This window comes from Amycolatopsis nivea (assembly GCF_004522235.1).
Taxonomy (GTDB): domain Bacteria; phylum Actinomycetota; class Actinomycetes; order Mycobacteriales; family Pseudonocardiaceae; genus Amycolatopsis; species Amycolatopsis nivea.
In genome coordinates this window covers 1-17,992 of sequence record NZ_SDLT01000030.1, presented here as the reverse complement: position 1 = coordinate 17,992, position 17,992 = coordinate 1, and the positions used below count along the sequence as shown (strand labels likewise).

The 17,992-nt window shown below is 69.0% G+C and carries 15 protein-coding genes and 1 tRNA gene; 12 read left to right on the top strand and 4 right to left on the bottom strand.

The features are described from left to right. Positions 1-30 precede the first annotated feature (30 nt). From EIZ44_RS29760 to EIZ44_RS29750, 3 genes are all read left to right on the top strand, one after another. Positions 31-978, top strand: coding sequence for a helix-turn-helix transcriptional regulator (locus tag EIZ44_RS29760; RefSeq protein WP_134732603.1), 948 nt, complete (start codon positions 31-33; stop codon positions 976-978). 156 nt (positions 979-1,134) lie between these two features. Further along, a complete protein-coding gene (locus tag EIZ44_RS29755) occupies positions 1,135-2,370 on the top strand; it encodes an MFS transporter (protein ID WP_134732602.1) in 1,236 nt (411 codons plus the stop codon). 185 nt (positions 2,371-2,555) lie between these two features. Further along, positions 2,556-3,824 carry a GGDEF domain-containing protein gene (locus EIZ44_RS29750; protein ID WP_240691456.1) on the top strand — a complete coding sequence of 423 codons (1,269 nt, stop codon included), beginning with the start codon at positions 2,556-2,558 and terminating at the stop codon, positions 3,822-3,824. Between the two features lie 239 nt (positions 3,825-4,063). On the opposite strand, the gene EIZ44_RS29745 is transcribed toward EIZ44_RS29750, so the two are convergent. Both EIZ44_RS29745 and EIZ44_RS29740 read right to left on the bottom strand, forming a co-directional pair. Continuing rightward, positions 4,064-4,139: transfer RNA gene (locus EIZ44_RS29745), tRNA-Lys, on the bottom strand. 61 nt (positions 4,140-4,200) lie between these two features. After that, on the bottom strand, positions 4,201-5,289 hold the full coding sequence (locus EIZ44_RS29740; protein WP_134732601.1) for an epoxide hydrolase family protein: 1,089 nt from the start codon (positions 5,287-5,289) through the stop codon (positions 4,201-4,203). A gap of 45 nt (positions 5,290-5,334) precedes the next feature. Between EIZ44_RS29740 and EIZ44_RS29735 the strand changes: the two genes are divergently transcribed. Beyond that, the gene (locus EIZ44_RS29735; RefSeq protein WP_037807428.1) at positions 5,335-6,288 is read left to right on the top strand and encodes a helix-turn-helix transcriptional regulator; all 954 of its coding nucleotides are present in this window, start codon (positions 5,335-5,337) and stop codon (positions 6,286-6,288) included. Here EIZ44_RS29735 and EIZ44_RS29730 read toward each other — a convergent pair whose 3' ends face one another. Next, entirely contained in the window at positions 6,289-6,693 is a 405-nt protein-coding gene (locus EIZ44_RS29730; RefSeq protein WP_134732600.1) for an acyl-CoA thioesterase, read from the bottom strand. Then, positions 6,687-7,967, bottom strand: a complete 1,281-nt coding sequence (locus EIZ44_RS29725; RefSeq protein WP_134732599.1) for a hydroxyacid-oxoacid transhydrogenase — start codon at positions 7,965-7,967, stop codon at positions 6,687-6,689. The genes EIZ44_RS29730 and EIZ44_RS29725 overlap by 7 nt, the downstream gene beginning before the upstream one ends. 124 nt (positions 7,968-8,091) lie before the next feature. On the opposite strand from EIZ44_RS29725, the gene EIZ44_RS29720 reads away from it, so the two are divergent. From EIZ44_RS29720 to EIZ44_RS29685, 8 genes are all read left to right on the top strand, one after another. Further along, a complete protein-coding gene (locus EIZ44_RS29720) occupies positions 8,092-9,735 on the top strand; it encodes a thiamine pyrophosphate-binding protein (protein ID WP_134732598.1) in 1,644 nt (547 codons plus the stop codon). A gap of 230 nt (positions 9,736-9,965) precedes the next feature. Then, positions 9,966-10,307, top strand: a complete 342-nt coding sequence (locus EIZ44_RS29715) for a hypothetical protein (RefSeq protein WP_037807433.1) — start codon at positions 9,966-9,968, stop codon at positions 10,305-10,307. A gap of 211 nt (positions 10,308-10,518) precedes the next feature. Continuing rightward, on the top strand, positions 10,519-10,722 hold the full coding sequence (locus EIZ44_RS29710) for a cold-shock protein (RefSeq protein WP_009071749.1): 204 nt from the start codon (positions 10,519-10,521) through the stop codon (positions 10,720-10,722). 182 nt (positions 10,723-10,904) lie between these two features. Then, on the top strand, positions 10,905-11,126 hold the full coding sequence (locus tag EIZ44_RS29705) for a heavy-metal-associated domain-containing protein (RefSeq protein WP_009071751.1): 222 nt from the start codon (positions 10,905-10,907) through the stop codon (positions 11,124-11,126). 142 nt (positions 11,127-11,268) lie between these two features. Further along, positions 11,269-12,324 (top strand): ATP-NAD kinase family protein, encoded by a 1,056-nt coding sequence (locus tag EIZ44_RS29700; RefSeq protein WP_037807435.1) that lies wholly within the window; start codon positions 11,269-11,271, stop codon positions 12,322-12,324. 91 nt (positions 12,325-12,415) lie between these two features. Beyond that, positions 12,416-13,804: a GlnX family signal transduction membrane protein gene (locus tag EIZ44_RS29695; protein ID WP_037807438.1), complete on the top strand. Its 1,389-nt coding sequence runs from the start codon at positions 12,416-12,418 to the stop codon at positions 13,802-13,804. Then, the gene (locus tag EIZ44_RS29690; RefSeq protein ID WP_199817233.1) at positions 13,801-14,769 is read left to right on the top strand and encodes a glutamate ABC transporter substrate-binding protein; all 969 of its coding nucleotides are present in this window, start codon (positions 13,801-13,803) and stop codon (positions 14,767-14,769) included. The genes EIZ44_RS29695 and EIZ44_RS29690 overlap by 4 nt, the downstream gene beginning before the upstream one ends. Positions 14,770-14,841: 72 nt before the next feature. Further along, the gene (locus tag EIZ44_RS29685; RefSeq protein WP_238603508.1) at positions 14,842-17,913 is read left to right on the top strand and encodes a serine/threonine-protein kinase; all 3,072 of its coding nucleotides are present in this window, start codon (positions 14,842-14,844) and stop codon (positions 17,911-17,913) included. Positions 17,914-17,992 lie beyond the last annotated feature (79 nt).

Sequence of the window (17,992 nt, the reverse complement as noted above, 5' to 3'; positions counted from 1 at the left end):
GTCGGCGTGGGACGGAGGACGAACCGGCGGATGTCCGCTCCTGGACACTTGGTGTTCGACAGCGACGACTTAGAGCGCACGGAAGAATTCCTCTCCAAGTCCTACGCCCCGATGCGCATCGGCAGCGGAGGCCGCGCCGCGGGCGCCCACATCACCCGGGTCGCCTCGGACAGCGTCAGCGCCGACCAGCTGGACCTGCACTTCGAGATGAGCTACGACGTCAGCCCGCTCGGCCGGATCTGCCTCTGCGACATCGAGACCGGAACCATCGAAGACCACCGGCCCGCCAACTGGTCCGAACCCGCCGACTTCGGCCCCGGCGACCTGTTCTCCTTCGCCCCGCCAGACCGCCCGTACACCGGCCGGATCTGCCGGGCGCGCTACAGCATCACCATGCTCGACCCAGACGTGCTGGCCCGCGTCGCCGGTGTCGAAAAGCCCGTCGAACTGCTCGACCACAACCCGGTGTCCGCCGCCGGTGCCCAACACCTGCGGGCCGCCATCACCTACGTGCGCGACCAAGTCCTCTCCGCACCAGACATCGCCGAGCACCCACTGCTGGTCAGCACCGCCACACAGCACCTCGCCGCGGCTGTCCTCGCGGCCTTTCCCACGACTGCGCTGGACGAACGCGCTGGCACTTCACTCGACGCGCATCCGGCAGCTTTGCGCCGCGCTGTGGCGTTCATCGAAGCGAATCCCGAGCGCGACCTCACGGCCACCGACTTGGCCCAGGCCGCGGGTGTCTCCGCACGGGCCGTGCAGCTGGCTTTCCGACGGCACCTGGATACGACCCCGATGGCCTATCTGCGGCGGGTGCGTCTTGACCATGCACGAGCTGAGCTGAGGGCTGCTACGCCGGGGGAGACGACGGTTACGCAGGTGGCGGCGCGATGGGGGTATATGCGGCCTAGTGCGTTTACTGCGCATTATCGGGCTGCGTATGGGGAGCTTCCTTCGCAGGCTCTTCACGATTGAACGGAATTCTTCGCGAATTACCTCATTGACGAACGCGCTGCCTCGTTATTCGAGGTCTCATGTCGCCGGCTGTGTTGCGAGAAACGCCTGTGCCAGCGGGAATCTGAGGCTACGCTCGGCGTTCGGGGAGACGCATGGGGCAGCCGCGGGGTGGGGATGGCCAGTCGTACGTGGAATGCGTTCACAGTGCCTGGGTTCCGGGTGGTGTGGGTCGCGGGTGTTTTGTCGACGGCGGGGGATCAGCTCGCGCGGGTCGCGCTGACGATTTTGGTGTTCCAGCGAACGGGGTCCCCGGCGTGGAGTGCCGCGACGTACGCGTTGTCGATGTTGCCCGCGTTGTTGTCCGGAGCCCTGCTGTCGTGGCTCGCTGACCGGTTCCCGCGGCGGCGGGTGATGGTGGTCTGCGATCTCGTCCGGGCGGGGCTGGTCGCGCTGATGGCCGTGCCGGTGGTGCCGTTGCCGTTGCTGGCGGTCTTGCTGGTGCTGGTGCAATTGGCGGAGGCTCCGTTCTCGGCGGCGCAGGGCGCGGTGTTGCCGGAGTTGCTCGGCGGCCGGTACGAGGCGGGCCAGACGGTGCAGCAGGTGACGAACCAGTTGTGCCTGGTCGCCGGTTTCGCCGCCGGCGCGCTGGTGGTCACCGGGGTGGGGCCGCACACCGCGCTGGCGATCGATGCGGTCACCTTCGCCGTGTCCGCGGCTCTGCTCCGCGTCGCACTGGGTCCGCACGTGCCGCCGGTGTCTCTGCCCGGCGACGCCCTCGCTTCACGGTGGCGTCGTTCCTGGCGTCAGGTCGCCGGAGGGGCTGTCGCCGTGTTCGGAGATCGTCGGCTCGCGACCCTGCTGTGGCTGGGTTGGCTGGCGCTGTTCACCGTCGTCCCGGAAGGGCTCGCGGTGCCGTTCGCTCAGGAAATCGGTGTCGGCGGGGGATGGATCGGGGTGCTGCTCGCGGCCGAACCCGCCGGAGCCGTCGTCGGGGCGGTGCTGCTGAGGTTGGTGTCCCGGCGAATGCGGCTGCGAGCTTTGGGGCTGCTCGCGATCGGCACGTCAGTGCCTCTGCTTGGCTATTGGTCCGGTCCCGGCCTCGTTCCGGCGCTGGTGCTGTTGTTCGGATCGGGGCTGTGCTCGGCCTACCAGGTCACCGCCGGAGCCACGTTCGTGCAGCTTGTCCCGCCCGACGTCCGGGGCCGCGCGCTCGGGTTCGCCCGCACCGGCATGGTCGCGGGCCAAGGCCTCGGCATCGTCCTCGGCGGGCTGCTCGCCCAGTTCACCGGCCCAGCCACGGCGATCGCGGCGGCGGGGACCGCGGGAGCGCTGGTCGCGCTCGCCGCGGCTGCCGTCTGGTCCCGCCGGGAGCCCCAGGCGATCAGCGCCGTTCTTCCCGCGGAGTCCTGAACATTCGTCGTCACCAGCCCTTGTCGCGCATAGTTGACGCCTCCCTTCGCGGCTCACCGGATACGGGACACCTGAAATGGTCCCAGCCGGGCCGGTCGGCGGCAGAGGGATGACATCGGACCGCGACGCGGCTACCGTTCGTAGACGGGTGATTACAGACACAGCAGGCTTGGGGAGGCGCTGTGATGCACATCGGTACGCCCAGCAGAACCTGGCTGCCCGCTCGCTGGCGAATGTGGTCTCTGCCGAAACCGGCCCGGGCGTTCGTGCTCGTCGTCGACATCGCGGCGGTGGCCGCGGTGGTCTTGGCAGCTCGCTCCTGGCCGGCCTCCGGGCAGTGGGCGCTCGCCGGTTGGCTCGCCGGCTGCGCGGTGATCCACCTGCACGCCTCGCACGCCATCGAACGGATCCGGCGCGACCAGTCGCACTCTCCCTACGTGGACCTGTGCAGCGTATGGATCTTCGCCGGTGTGCTGACGCTGCCGCCGTTGCTCGAGCTGGGTTTGATCGCCGTGATCTACGGCCACCGCTGGGTACTGGTGAACCGATTCGACGCGCACCGGCCACCGCACCGCACCGTCTTCACCGCCGCGACCCTCGCGTTGTCCGCGACCGCGGCCACGACCGTCCTGCACGCCGCGGGCCACCCCGCCCTAGCCGGTTCAGCAATCCGGCCGGACTGGTCCGACGTGCTGGTCATCATCGCGGCGGCGGCCGTCCAGTGGACCGTGAACACCGTGCTCGTCGCGGTGGTCATCCACTGCACCACGACCGTCAAGCACGCCGGCGAAGCGCTGGGCAGCCGGTCGGACAACCTCCTCGAAGTCAGCCAGCTCGCCCTCGGAGTATTCGTCGCCCTCGCCCTGTGGTGGTGGCCGCCGGCGGCCCTGCTCATGATCATCCCGGTGCTGGCACTGCACCAATGCGTCCTTCTCGACCAGCTGCGCCTCGCCGCGCGGACCGATCACCGCACCGGACTGCTGCACGCCATCGCCTGGCAGGACCAAGCCAAGGCGGAACTCGCTCGTGTCCAGGCGGAACACGGGCAGGTCGCCGTCCTGATGATCGATCTAGACTGGTTCAAGACCATCAACGACACCCACGGTCACCTGGTCGGCGACGAGGTCCTCCTCAAAGTCGCGAAAGCGATCACCACCTCGGTGCGGCGAGGTGACAGCGTCGGCCGCTACGGCGGTGAAGAGTTCGCTGTGCTTTTGCCAGGGGTCGACGAAGCCGAAACCCGCGACATCGCCGAACGCATCCGCACCCGGATCCACACCCTGAGTCTCAGCGACCCCAGCGGCCACCCCATACACCTCACCGCCACCCTCGGCGGCGCGGTCTACCCCGATATTCCCGAAGAGAGCATCGAAGGACTGCTTCGCGCCGCCGATGCCGCGCTGTACGCCGGCAAGACCGCTGGGCGTAACCGGGTCGCCCTCGCCGCACCGTAGTGCGGGTTCTGAATCAGACCACAGCGAGGCTGGTCGGCTGGCGGCTCAGGTGAGGTGTTTCCTTGAAGCTCGAGCGCGCAGAAGACGCGGGCCCGCCGCAGCGAAGCACACCCTCGACACATGCGGTTTTCCCCAACGGGGCAAGGCTTTCCTGCTCGGTGAGCGGGGAGAGCCCACCGCGAACATCCGCGGGATCCCCAGATAAGAACATCCCCGCTGATCAGCGGGGATGTCGGTAGTGGTGGGCCGCCTGGGGCTCGAACCCAGAACCTACGGATTAAAAGTCCGCAGCTCTACCAATTGAGCTAACGGCCCGCGCGCTCAGTCTAGCGGGCAGCGCCCGGCCCCTCACCGGGGTGGGTACCCACCCCTAGCCTCACCGCCGCGAGCGGAGTCGAGACACGAACCGCGCGAGGTCTGCGGCGTAAGCCTCCGGCTGGTCCATCGCGATGAAGTGGTGTCCAGCCGGATTGTCGACCGGCCAGTGGACGATCTCCGACTCCCTCGAGGCCAGCCGGCGGATCCCCGGCACTCCGCTGTACACCCCGGTCGGCGCGTCCTTCTGGCCCCGCGGCCAGGCGAACCCGGTGCTCGAGTAGTACGACCACGACGACGTCCCGAAGGTCTCCGTGAACCAGTACACGCTCAGGTTCGTCAGGAACCCGTCCAGCATCTCGTCCAGTGCCCGGCCGCCGCCACCGAACTCGTGGAACTTCTGCGCCATCCACGCCAAAGCACCCACGGGAGAGTCGTTCCAGCCGTACGCGAACGTCTGCGGTGCGGCGCGCAGCAGGGCGTGGTGGTCGACGCCGTTCATCCAGTCCTGCGACATCATCTCGGTGAACGCCGAGCGCTCCGAAGAATCCAGGTCAGGCAGGTCGGCTTCGGTGGGAATCCCCAGGCCAGCGGTGATGTAGACGCCCAGCACCGGACCGACTCGGGCGACTTCGGGGGCTACGTAGGCACCGTAATCGCCGCCTTGGACGACGTAGTCGCGGTAGCCCAGGCGGCGCATCAACTCGGCCCATGCGCGGGCCACGCGAGTGGCATCCCAGCCTGGGCCGGGGGCGGACGAGAAGCCGTAGCCGGGCAGGGACGGGACCACGACGTGGAAGTCCGACAGATGCTCGATCAGGTCCGCGAACTCGACGAAGGAGTTCGGCCAGCCGTGCGTCAGCAGCAGCGGCGTGGCGGACGGTGCGGCGGACGAGACGTGCAGGAAGTGCAGGTCGACACCGTCGATCTCGGTGTGGAACTGCGGGAATTCGTTCAACCGGGCCTCGTGGGCGCGCCAGTCGTAGCCGGTGGCCCAATAGGACGCGACCTCGCGCAACCAGTCGACCGGGGCGCCGCGGTCCCAGCCGTCGCCGGGCAGCGCGGACGGCCAGCGGGTTTGGGTGAGCCGGGCGCGCAGGTCGGCGAGGGCGGCGTCGGAGATGTCGATGCGGAACGGGCGAATGGTCATGAGAAGGACGTTAGAGAGCATGTAGGGCTGGTATGGTCCTAGATCATGAGCGCGGCGCGGTTGTTGCAGTTGCTGTCCCTGTTGCAGGTGCCGAGGCAGTGGCCGGGCAGTGAGCTCGCGGAGCGGCTGGGCGTCGAGGGGCGCACGGTTCGCCGGGACATTGAGCGGCTGCGGGAGCTCGGGTATCCGGTCGAGGCGACGATGGGTGCGGAGGGCGGATATCGCCTGGTCGCGGGCAGTGCGATGCCGCCGTTGCTGCTGGACGACGAGGAAGCGGTCGCGATCGCGGTCGGGCTGCGGATGGCGTCCGGGCACGCGGTGACCGGGATCGACGAGGCGTCGGTGCGGGCGCTCACGAAGCTGGAGCGGGTCTTGCCGTCTCGATTAAGGCGCAGGGTGAGTGTGCTGAGCAAGGCGACGGTGCCGTTGCCGCTGAACGACGGGCCGCGGGTGGATCCGGAAGCGCTCACGGTCCTGGCAACGGCGATCGCCAACCGCGAGCGGCTGCGGTTCGGCTATCTCGCCAACGACGGCAAGGCGACGAAAAGGCTGGTCGAGCCGCATCATCTGGTGTCGTCCGGCCGGCGCTGGTACCTCCTGGCTTTCGACAGTGACCGCGACGACTGGCGGGTCTTCCGCGTCGATCGCATCGAGAAACCGCAGGCCATCGGGACCCGGTTCACCGCGAGAGACCTTCCTGCCAAGAACCCGGCGGAGTATGTGACCACGAAGCTGCACACCTCCCGCCCGACGCATCGCGCGGTGGTCACCGTGCACGCGTCGGCCGACGAAGTGGTGCGGATTTGGGGCGCGGCAAGCGAAGTGACCGCGGTGGACGACCGCACCTGCCGCGTTGTCAGCCCGGCCGACACGCTGGAGTGGCTGGCGTTCCGGCTGACCAGCCTCGGCCGCGAGTTCCAGGTGCACGAACCGCCGGAGCTGGCGGAGCACCTGCGCGAACTCGGCGGCCGGGCGTTGCGTGCGGTCAGTCCGGGGTGATCAAGCCAGTTCCGCCAACGATTCCCGCAGCTTCCCGGTCACCTCGACCGGCCGCCGGGACTCGCGATCCACGAACACGTGCACGAAATGTCCTTCCGCCACCAAGGTTTCCGACGCCGTGTACATCCCGATCTCGTACCGCACGCTCGACCGCCCGAGGTGCGCCACCCGCAGGCCGATCCGCAGCGTGTCCGGGAACGAAACTGAGGCGTGGTAAGCACAACGCGATTCCACGCACAGTCCGATCACCGGCCCGGACTCGATGTCGAGGCCGCCGCGTTCGATCAGCCAGGTGTTGATGACGGTGTCCATCAGCGAGTAATGCACGACGTTGTTCACATGGCCGTAGACGTCATTGTCTTTCCAGCGCAACGGAATCGTCTGCCAATGCGGGTAGTTCACCACAGCTGCACCGAGTCCCGGAGAATCCCGGCCAGGTCCTTTTCGGACGGTGTGCGCGGCGCGGTGGCCAGCAAGCGTTGCTGTTTCAAGGTTCCCTCCACCAGAGAGTCCACATCGGACTCGCTATAGCCGACCGCGCCGATTCCGGCGGGCAGGCCGATCTCGCGCATCAGCATCGTCAGCACCGCGGGCAGATGATCGGCGAAGTCGCCGGACCATTCGAAATCCGGGGCCAGCAGCCGGGCGACGCGCTGGTGCCGCTCCGGGTTCGCTTCGAAGGTGAACCGGAACGCGGCGGGCGCGGTGAGCGAGACGGCCATGCCGTGCGGCACCATCGCTTCCTCGCCGGGATAGCCGTCGGGGTGGAAATCCCGGACCTGCCCGGCGATCGGATACGCGTTGGCGTGCGGGATGTGCACGCCGGCGTTGCCGAACCCGAGCCCGGCGAACGTCGCGGCCAGCGCCATCGCTTCGCGCGCGGCCATGTCGTCGCCGTCGCGCACCGCGGCGGGCAGCGCCCACGACAGCAGTTGCAGCGACTTCTCCGCGAACATGTCCGCCAGCGGATTCGACCCGCAGTAGGGAACCCGTTCCTCGGGCCGCTTCCGGCCGAACTCGGTGTAGGGCTTGGCGGTGTAGCTCTCCGCGGCGTGGCAGAGGATGTCCATCCCGCTCGCCGCGGTGACCCCGGCCGGCTGGCTGACCGTGAGCCGCGGGTCCACGACCGCGAGCGTCGGGCGCAGCCGCAGGTGGCTGATCCCGCTCTTCACCCGCAGCGACAGCACGTCCAGCACGCACACCGTGGTGCTTTCCGATCCGGTTCCGGTCGTCGTCGGCACCGCGACCAGCGGCTTCAGCGGGTTCGCCGGCGCGCGGCCGCCGCCGACCGGCGCGTTGACGTAGTCCATCAGCTCGCCGTCGTTGCTGGTCAGCAGGTTGGCGGCCTTCGCGGTGTCGATGCTGGACCCGCCGCCGACTGCCACGAACGCGTCGTACGGGCCGGTGCCGCGAGCGAAGTCCACTGCCTTCTGCATGCTGACGTCGGTGGGCTCGACGTGCACGCCGTCGAAGGTTTCGGCCGCGATCCCGTAGCCGCGGATGCCCTCGGCGATCCGCTCCGGCCAGCCGGTCGCCGCGACGACCGGGTCGGTCACCACCAGGACGCGCCGGGCGCCGAACTGGCCAAGATCGTATCCGATCTCGTCGCTCGAGCCGGTTCCGTATTTGAGTGCCGGAGCTCCATAAGTGAAAACAGTCTCATGTTCGGCGGATGTCACGACGGCGTCCTCCCAACTGGTGGGCAGCCCGATCCGGCAATTGGCACAATCCCGCGGCGAGTTGTTCAAGATCACTTGACGCCGGTTCACGGTGCCGCCCTAAGCTCTCCTCATTAGATACCAAGTGGGAACCACCGTCGCGCAAACGGCCGTACGCGTCTTGAACGAGGCCCGGGTCCGCCGGGTGTACGCGGTCGTCGGCGAGTCGTTCCTGGAATTGCTCGACGCGCTGCGCCGCGAGCGCGACGTCACGCTCGTTTCGGCCCGCCACGATTCGGGCGCGGCCTTCATGGCCGAGGCCGAGGGCAAGCTCACCGAGCGCCCCGCCGTGCTGCTCGCGAGCCGCGGTCCGAGCGCCGCCGCGCTGGTCATGGGCGTGCAGACGGCGTATCAGGACGAGACGCCGATGGTGGTGCTGCTCGAAACCCCCGCGCTCGATCCGGTGCTCACCGGCGAGGTGCCGACGTCCGATTCGACCGGGATGTTCGAATCGATCGCCAAATGGTGCGTCCGCGCGGACGATCCCGACGACGTGCCGCATCTGCTCGCCGAAGGTCTCGCGCGGTGCCGCGAAGGACGGCCGGGCCCGGTCGTGATCGGCGTGCCGAGCGACGCGTGGGGTGTCCCGTATGACTCGGCCAAACCGGTGGCGAAGGTGCGCCCGCCGGCCACCGGAACGCTGGGCCGTTCGGCGGAAGCGGTAGCCGGTCTGGTGGACGAAGCGCGCTACCCGGTGGTCATCGTCGGCGGGCGGGCACGGTCGGCGCGGGACGAGCTGATCGCGGTGGCCGACGAGCTGGCGCTGCCGGTGTACAACGCTTTTCGCCGCCAGGACGCGTTCCCGGAGAACCACGCGCGCTACGCCGGGCACCTCGGCCTCGGCATCCCCGCGCGCCAGCTCGACGCGCTCGAACGAGCCGACCTCGTGCTCGCGCTCGGCACCCAACTCGACGAAGTCACGACGCAGGGCTTCCGCTATCCGACTCCGCAGCAGACGCTTGTCCTTGTCGGCACTGGCATCGACGAGCAGCGCCGTCGCGGCCTGACGTTCCGTGTGGACACTGAGGTCGAGCCGTTCCTGAAGGAACTGCGCGCGATCGCTTCGCCGCGTACGCGCAGAGCGTCGGCCGCGAACGCTGCCGTGCACACCTTCATGACACCGCCGAACACAAGCAACAACACGCGCGTACATCCGGTCGACGTCGTGCGCGCGCTGCGAAAGCTCGCGCCCGAGGACACCATCGTCACCAGCGACGCCGGCAACTTCGCGCAGTTCATGCACCGCTATTGGTGCTTCACCGCTCCGCGCAGCCAGCTCGGTCCGAGCAACGCCGCGATGGGGTACGCGGTGCCTGCGGCCGTAGCGGCCAAGCTCACCGAACCGCGACGCGCTGTGGTCGCGATGGTCGGCGACGCGGGCACGCTCATGACAGGGCAAGAGATCGAGACCGCTGTGCGGTACCGCGCGCCAGTGATGGTGGTCGTGTTCCAGAACGGCTTGCACGGTCCCCTCGCGATGCATCAGGCGCGTACGCACGGACGGCTGTCCGGAGTGACCATCCCGCTGACTGACTTCGCGTCGTGGGCGCGCGGGCTCGGCGCGGCCGGGTACACGGTGGACGATCGCGAGCGGCTCGAACCGATCATCGCGAGCGCGCTCGTCCGGCAGCGGCCGTGCGTCATCGACGTCCGGACGGACCCGGACGTCGTGACCCCCGACGTGCGGCTGAGCACGCTTCTCGGAGCCCCGCGTCCTTCCGGGACCTGAAATCTTCCTGAGAACACAGGGAAACGCCGGGAATGTTCGGTAGCTGGCGGGGGTTGGCTCAGGTAACCTGACGGTGTTCCCGGGGTTCGGCATCCGGACCCGGTTCGCCCGGCGAGGTTCGCTGGCGTTCGGTTGGGGAAATTCCCGGGTGGACACGTTCCCCGGCTCGGTTCGCGGCCATTCGGCGCGTTTCAGGGGTGGGGACAACCGGTTTCGGCCGGATTTTGTCGGTGCCGGATGGCACCATCGCGGTCATCGCCCCGCTTGCCGCGGGGAAGGAACGAGGGGAGTTCGTCATGGCCGACGAAAAGGACGGGAAATCCCGTACCGCCGCGGCGACGGCTCGCGGCCGGGCCCGGTCCGCGCGGGCCGGTGCGCTGGTGTCGGTAGTGCGCGAGGAGCCGGAACAGGGCCAGGCCGTCGAGGTGCCTGCCCAGACCCGGTCCGGCGTGGTTCCGGTGCTGTTCAGCGCCAGCGCGGAAGCCCACGACGTAGCCGTGGTCGCGCCTGATCAGGGCGCCGACTGGCGCTCGCCGTTCGGTGCGCCGCTCCGCCACGCCAGCGGGGAGTGACCCGGCTTCGCGAACTGGGGTGAGTCGGCTTGTCCGCGCCCGCTCCGCTGTGCTTTACTTTAGTTGGTCTCGATTTTTGTGTTCGTGGTAAAGCACGCTCGCAGAACTCAGCGGGCGTGGGCCTCCTCTCTGGGGAACGCATCTCGCCCGTGTCTGGGCCCAGGACGTCGGTCGGCTTCCTGTTTTGGTGTTATGTATGGAGATTGTTTAGATGACTGAGGGCACCGTGAAGTGGTTCAACTCCGAGAAGGGGTTCGGCTTCATCACTCCCGACAACGGCGGCGGCGACGTCTTCGTGCACTACAGCGAGATCCAGGGCAACGGTTTCCGTACCCTCGAGGAGAACGCTCGCGTGCAGTTCGAGATCGGCCAGGGCCAGAAGGGCCCGCAGGCCACGTCGGTCAGCCTGATCTGACCTGCGTCTAATCGCTAAGTCGCCACCACTCCCGGTTGCGGGGGTGGTGGCTTCTTTCGTCTCTGCCGCCGAGCGCTCGTCCCACCATGCGGATTGTCTTGCCGGACAAGGCTTTGTATGCCGGACCGGCCATTGTGGATCACCCGATCGTGGACTGCCCGGATGCTCGTAGGCTCGCGGGCATGAGCGAAAACACCTACCTCGTCACCGGCATGTCCTGCGGCCACTGCGCGCAGTCGGTCACCGAGGAACTGACCGAGGTGCCCGGGGTCGAGAACGTGACCGTCGACGTCGAAACCGGGCACGTGACGGTCCGCAGCGCCGAAGCCCTCGACGAGACCGCCGTCCGCGCGGCGGTCGAAGAAGCCGGGTACACCTACGAAGGGCTTGCTTCTCTCGTTTGAACGACGGGTAGCCACGCGGGAACCCAGGGTAGGCTCTGGCCGGCGTGGAGGCACGGCCGATGCAACGTCCGTGCAACCCTTTCCTCCGCGTGACCGGACGCGTGTGCTGGTCCCCTGGCGGCAGTGGACTGAGGGGTGCTCGATGGGGGTAGTCGTTGCGGGGATCGTGGCGAACCCGGCGTCCGGTCAGGACATCCGAAGACTCGTCACGCAGGCGTCGGCCGTCCCGGTCGAGGAGAAGGCCAATCTGGTGCGCCGGCTGCTGTCGGCGTTCGCGGTGACCGGCGTCGAGCGTGCTCTGCTGTCCACTGACCTCAGCGGTATCTCCGCCGCCGTGCTGCGCGACCTCGGCCGCGAGCCGCTGCCCCGCGTGGAGTTCTGCGACGAGGACACCCTCACCGGCACCGCGCAGGACACCATCAACGCGGTGCGCCGGATGGTCGAGGCCGGAGCGGGCGTGATCGTGTGCCTCGGCGGCGACGGCACGGCCCGCGTCGCTGCGAAGGCGTGCGGCGACGTCCCGCTGCTTGCGCTGCCGACTGGCACCAACAACGCGTTTCCGCAGGCCGGAGAAGCCACTGTGGCCGGGCTCGCCGCCGGGATGGTCGCGAGCGGCCAGGTCGACGCCGATCTCGTCACCCAGCGAGTCAGCATGCTCGAGGTCGTCACCAAGAACCGTCGCGAGATCGCGCTCGTGGACGTCGCGGTCTCGATGAACAAACACGTCGGCGCGAAGGCGCTCTGGGATCCGACCGCGCTCACTGAGCTGTACTGCACCTTCGCCGAGCCGGACGGCATTGGCCTGTCGAGCATCGCCGGACAGCTGTGTCCGAGCTCTCGTTCCAGTGCGGACGGTGTGGCGCTGCAGCTTGGTCCGGTCGACAGTTCCGCGTACGTGGTGCACGCCGCGATCGCGCCTGGCGTGGTGCGTCCAGTCGGCGTACGTGGCTGGGGAGTGCTGCGTCCCGGCGTACGCGTGGACCTTGCCGCAGGTGGCGGCGTTATCGCGGTAGACGGAGAACGCGAACTGGAACTGAAAAACGGCGAAGGAGCGTACGTCGAACTGCGCGCCGACGGCCCGTGGTGCGTCGACGTACGTGCGGCAATGGCCGAAGCGGCAACCCAGGGGTTGCTACGCAGTACCGCTACGAGCGGAACCGGTGAGAAAGGTCGAAGCCGCGGTCAGTGCGCTGGCTGAGATCACGTGCAGGTGACACCTTCCGGGTGTCGTTCGCTGCGCCTCGCCCGACCGGCTACCTTCTGCGAGTGGCACACGGGGAGGATCGGGGATGAGCAGCACTGCGACGCGGCCGGAAACGACTGCCGAGCCCCCACCGGAGAAATTTCGGGGCCGCAGCGGAATCGCCGGGCTGCTGGACCTGCCCGGGCAGGCGGTGCGCGCGGTCGTCAGATCCACGACCACCACGCCCGGCAAGCTTTCGCTGATCGCGGTCGCGCTGGTGCTGCTTTCGCTGGTGGCCGGGCTCGTGGGCGTGTTGTCGGTGAAGGACAAGGACAACACCATCAACGGCCTGATCGACCACCGCGAACCTCTCGCGGCGGCCGCGCAGCAGGTGTTCCGCTCGCTGTCGGACGCGGACGCGACCGCGGCCAGCGCTTTTCTTTCCGTCGGCACCGAACCGCCCGCGCTGCGGAAGCGGTACGAGCAGGACATCGCCGAAGCGGGATCCGCGCTCGCCCGCGCGGCGTCCGACACCACTGACGTCGGCACCGCCGCCCACCAGGTGGACATCCTGAACCAGAAGGTCCCGGTCTACACCGGGATCGTCGAGACCGCGCGCGCCAACAACCGGCAGGGTTTCCCGTCCGGCGCTTCGTATCTGCGCGAGGCCTCGCAGCTGATGCGCACGACGATCCTGCCCGCCGCGGACGAGCTCTACAAGGCGCACACGCAGAAGCTCACCGGCGAGCAGGACAGCAGCAGCGACGTGCCGTGGGTGGCGGTCGCGCTGGTCGTCGTGCTCCTCGCGGCGCTCGTGGCCGCGCAGATCTACCTGACCCGGCGGACGAACCGGGTGCTGAACATCGGATTGCTCGTGGCCACCGGCTGCATCGTGCTGTCGCTGCTGTGGGGCGCGGTCGCGCTCGTCGTGCAGGGCAGTCTCGTCGCGACCGGGCGCACCGACGGCACGTCGCAGGTCGACATCCTGGTTCGCGCCCGGATCTACGCGCTGCAGGCCCGCGCGGACGAAACCCTGACGCTGGTCGCGCGCGGCGACGGCGGCGCGTACGAGCAGCAGTTCATCAAGCTGGCCGAGAAGCTCGTCGGCGCAGACGGCAAGGGCGGCCTGCTCGGCGACGCGCGCGGCCTCGCCTCCGGCACCGCGGGCGAGCAGAAGATCGAAGCGGCGGAACAGGCCGCGCGCGAATGGTCGCTGGCCCACCTTCAGGTCCGCCGCCTCGACGACGGCGGGCAGTACCAGGAAGCCGTCGACTTCGCGACGAGCGTGAGCCCGAACAGCGCCGCCGCCGCGTTCGCGCGGCTCGACACGAACCTCCAGGCCGCGATCGACGTCTGCCGGCAGGAATTCCTCGACAGCACCAGATCCGGCGACAACGCGCTCACCGCGCTCGCGGCGGGCGTCGGGGTGCTGGCGGTGCTCGCGGCGGGCGGCATCACAGTCGGCGTGCGAGAGAGACTGAGGGAGTACCGGTGATCCGGTCGCGGCACTTCGTCCGGACTGCCGTGCTCGCGGTGGTCGCGGTTCTCGCCGCCGCCTGCGGGACGGCGGTCCAGCCGATGGAGGCCGCGCCGGTCACTGACGCGGCCTGGCCCGCCCCGGCGGGCGTCGGCGGCCCGGACGCCGCGGCCGGCGGCGATTCCGACACCAGCTGCAACCCGCTCGCCAGCCTCGCTCCGAATGGTCTGGACACCTCCGGGCCGAGCCTGCAGAAGATCAAACAGCGCGGGAAGCTCATCGCGGGCGTCGACCAGACGACCTATCTGTTCGGCTTCCGGAATCCGAAGACCGGCAAGCTCGAAGGCTTCGACATCGACCTGGTCAACGAGATCGCCAAGGCGATTTTCGGCAGTTCCGAGGGCCACGTGCAGTACCGGGCGATCACGTCGTCGCAGCGGGAGAACGTGCTCAAGGAACACCAGGTCGACGTGGTGGTCCGGACCTACAGCATCACCTGCGCGCGCCGGAAGCAGGTGCAGTTCTCGTCGGTGTACTACGTGGCCGGGCAGAAGATCCTGGTGCCGAAGTCGTCCAACGCGCAGTCGCTGACCGACCTCGCCGGGAAACGCGTGTGCGCGGCGGCGAAGTCGACCTCGCTCGCGAAGATCGCCACCGACCCGGCCAAACCGGTCGCGGTGTCGGTGCCGAACTGGTCGGATTGCCTCGTGATGCTGCAGCAGGGCCAGGTCGACGCGGTGTCCACCGACGACACGATCCTGGCGGGCATGGCCGCGCAGGACCCGACGGTGAAGGTCGCGGGCGATCCGATGACACAGGAGAATTACGGCGTCGGGGTCCCGAAGGACGAGGAGGACCTGGTCCGCTTCGTGAACGCGGTGCTGGACAAGATCCGCGGCGACGGCACCTGGGCGAGCAGTTACCAGAACTGGGTCGGCGCCCGGCTGGGGCCGGCGAACCCGCCGTCCCCGCAATACGGGTGACCTGGCCAGTCGCGCTGCGTGAGTTGTACTTTTTGAGCGGCAGGTTTGCCGCGGGGAGCTCGGGAGGTAGTTGTGTCGGAGGAGGCGCGCCGTCCTCGGCACGCAGCACCGGACGGGGACGGCGACGAGGCGAAGGCCGCGGACCAGCCGTCCGGGCGGGGCGAGGCGGCCGACGCTTCGTGGACCCCGCCGCCGCCCGTGCGCTGGGACACCCCGGAACCGTCGGTGTCCGGGCGGCTGAACCCGCAGGCCGATCCGGACGCCGAGACGTTGATCAACGCTCCGGTGCAGCGTCCGCAGGGCGGGCAGCAGGGTCAGTCAGCTCAGCGAGGCGGTCCGCAAGGTCAGCCGGGACAGGCCGCGCCGTCGGGCCAGCCCGCTCAGCCGGGACAGGCGCAGCCGGGGCAGGCCGGGCAGCAGCCGCGGACGCAGGGCCGTCCGGCTCCGCGCGGGGGCCAGCCGATGCCGCCGCAGGGCCGTCCGCAGGGGCAGCCGCCGTCGCAAGGCCAGCCGTATCCGGGACAGCCCGCGCCGCCGTCGCAGGGGCAGCCCTATCCGCCGCAATCGCGCACCGGACAGCGGCCGGCCCCGCCGAACCATCCGCAGCAAGCGCAGGGGAACCGCCCGTCGCGTCCGCCGGAGAACCGCGCCACCGGACCGAACTCCGGTCCGATCCCGATGGGCGCCGCCGCGCAGGGCAAGCCCCCGGCTGACGGCGGCGACGCCCCCACGCGTCCGCCGGGCGACCTCGCGCCGGTGATCCTGCCGCAGTCGAACCAGCCGGTCGCCCCCGTCGACCCGGCCGCGCCGATGCCGACCAGCGTGCTCGCCAGCCCGACGCCGCACACCCAGAGCATCATGCCGCCGACCCCGCGGGTGGCCCCCGCCGACGGCGGCCCGCTGCCCGACCACGGCACAGACAGCGTCCTGCCGTCGGGCGGCAGCGAAGGCCATGGCACCGGCACCCACGGTTCGCAGGGCTCGCAAGGCACCGGTACCGGTACTGGCACGGGTTCGTTCCCCGGCACCTCCCGGCGCACTGGCTCGCGCGGCACCCGCCGCTCCCGGCGCGGACGGCTCGGCGCGGGGCTCATCGACGTGCCTCCGGTGCCGTACCGCGATCCGTCGACCGCGGTGCTGGCCAACCCGGTCGTGGCCGAGGACAAGCGGTTCTGCGGCAACTGCAGCGCGAAGGTCGGCCGCGGCAAGGACGGTCAGCCGGGCGAACCCGAGGGCACCTGCGAGAAGTGCGGCACGCCGTTCTCGTTCATCGCGAAGCTGAAGGCGCACGAGGTCGTCGGCGGCCAGTACGAGGTGCTCGGCGCGCTCGCCTACGGCGGTCTCGGCTGGATCTACCTGGCCAAGGACCACAACGTGTCCGACCGCTGGGTCGTGCTGAAGGGCCTGATCGACACCGGCGACTCCACCGCGATGGCCGCCGCGGCGAACGAACAGCGGTTCCTCGCCGAGGTCGAGCACCCGAACATCGTCAAGATCCACAACTTCGTGCAGCATCCGGACGCGCAGACCGGCAACACCGTCGGTTACATCGTCATGGAGTACGTCGGCGGCCAGTCGCTGCGCCAGCTCGCGCTGCAGCACCACCGGGAAAGCAACCGGCCGGAGCCGCTGCCGATCGGCCAGGTCATCGCGTACGGCCTGGAAATCCTGCCCGCGCTCGGCTACCTGCACGGCCAGGGCCTGCTGTACTGCGACCTCAAGCCGGACAACGTCATCCAGACCCGCGAGCAGCTCAAGCTGATCGACCTCGGCGCGGTGCGGCGGATCGACGACTACGAGAGCCCGCTGTTCTTCACCACCGGCTACAGCGCGCCCGAGCTGGCGTCACAGGGCGCGTCGGTGTCCTCGGACCTGTACACGGTCGGCCGGACGCTCGCCGTGCTGAGCTTCGAGTTCGCCGGCTACACCCGCGAGTTCAAGAACACGCTGCCCGGACCGGACGCGGTGCCGTTGTTCGCGCTTTTCGGGTCGTACTACCGGTTCCTGAAGCGGGCCACGCATGCCGATCCGGACCGCCGGTTCATCGCTGCTGACGACATGGCCGACCAGCTGACCGGGGTTCTGCGCGAGATCATGGCGCTCGGCACCGGTCAGCCGCGGCCCGCCGCGTCGACGGTGTTCGGGCCGGAGAGCCGGACGTTCGGTGTCCATCTCGTGGTGCCCGAGCAGGGCGAGCGGGTGCCGTTGCCGGACGCGGCCGAGGTCGTTGCCGGGCTGCCGATTCCGCAGGTCGACACGGATGACCCGGCTGCTGGTGTGCTGGCTACGACGACCGCGCTGGATCCGCACGAGGCGATCGAGGCGCTGGCTACCGCGCCGCGCGAGTCGATCGAGGTGCGGTTGCGGATTGTGCGTGCCCGGATCGAGCTGGGCGAGTTCGTGGAGGCGCAGCGGCAGTTGCAGGCCGCGCAGTATCTGGCGATCCGGCACGGGTTCCCGCATGACTGGCGGATTGACTGGTACCGCGGGTTGATCGAGCTGGCCGGTGGTCGGCCGCGGGTCGCGCATGTGGCGTTTGACGCCGTTTACGACGACCTGCCGGGGGAGATCGCGCCGAAGCTGGCGTTGGCGGTGAGTGCTGAGGGCGTGGGGGATTACTTTGGTGCCGCTCGGTTCTATGAGCTGGTTTGGCGGACGGACCGGACTTATGTGAGTGCTGCGTTCGGGCTTGCGCGGGTGTATTTGGCGCAAGGGGCGCGGGAGAGTGCGGTGGAGGTGCTGGAAGGGGTTCCGGCTACTTCTACGCATTATGTGGATGCGCAGGTTGCTGCTATCAAGATCAAGACTCGGGCGCAAGGTGTGGGTACCGGGGAGCATCCGACTGTTACCGAGGGCGATCTTGTGGACGCTTCTGGGCGGTTGCAGCGGTTGAATCTTGATGCTGAGCGGCATACGCGGCTTAGTGCTGAGGTGCTTGAGGCGGCTTATGACTGGCTGAAGGTGCCTGGGCAGGCTAAGCCGGTTACTGCTGCGAAGGTGCTCGGGTGTGAGCTGGAGGAGCGGGACGTCCGGTTCGGGCTGGAGCGGTGTTATCGGTCGTTGGCTCGGTTGACGGATGACGCTGGTGATCGGATTGCGTTGGTGGATCGGGCTAATGCTATTCGGCCTCGGACGCTTACCTGACGGGCTCGTCGCCTGGCGGCGACATTGCTGTGGTGGTGGCGTGGGGCACCCCGAAGTTTGATTGTGCTGACGGTCTGGG

Bases quoted from the DNA above. Each gene is read 5' to 3' on its own strand.
- EIZ44_RS29710 (WP_009071749.1), top strand. From the start codon at position 10,519: ATGACTGAGGGCACCGTGAAGTGGTTCAACTCCGAGAAGGGGTTCGGC.
- EIZ44_RS29695 (WP_037807438.1), top strand. From the start codon at position 12,416: ATGAGCAGCACTGCGACGCGGCCGGAAACGACTGCCGAGCCCCCACCG.
- EIZ44_RS29750 (WP_240691456.1), top strand. From the start codon at position 2,556: ATGCACATCGGTACGCCCAGCAGAACCTGGCTGCCCGCTCGCTGGCGA.
- EIZ44_RS29755 (WP_134732602.1), top strand. From the start codon at position 1,135: ATGGCCAGTCGTACGTGGAATGCGTTCACAGTGCCTGGGTTCCGGGTG.
- EIZ44_RS29700 (WP_037807435.1), top strand. From the start codon at position 11,269: ATGGGGGTAGTCGTTGCGGGGATCGTGGCGAACCCGGCGTCCGGTCAG.
- EIZ44_RS29740 (WP_134732601.1), bottom strand. From the start codon at position 5,289: ATGACCATTCGCCCGTTCCGCATCGACATCTCCGACGCCGCCCTCGCC.
- EIZ44_RS29735 (WP_037807428.1), top strand. From the start codon at position 5,335: ATGAGCGCGGCGCGGTTGTTGCAGTTGCTGTCCCTGTTGCAGGTGCCG.
- EIZ44_RS29760 (WP_134732603.1), top strand. From the start codon at position 31: ATGTCCGCTCCTGGACACTTGGTGTTCGACAGCGACGACTTAGAGCGC.
- EIZ44_RS29705 (WP_009071751.1), top strand. From the start codon at position 10,905: ATGAGCGAAAACACCTACCTCGTCACCGGCATGTCCTGCGGCCACTGC.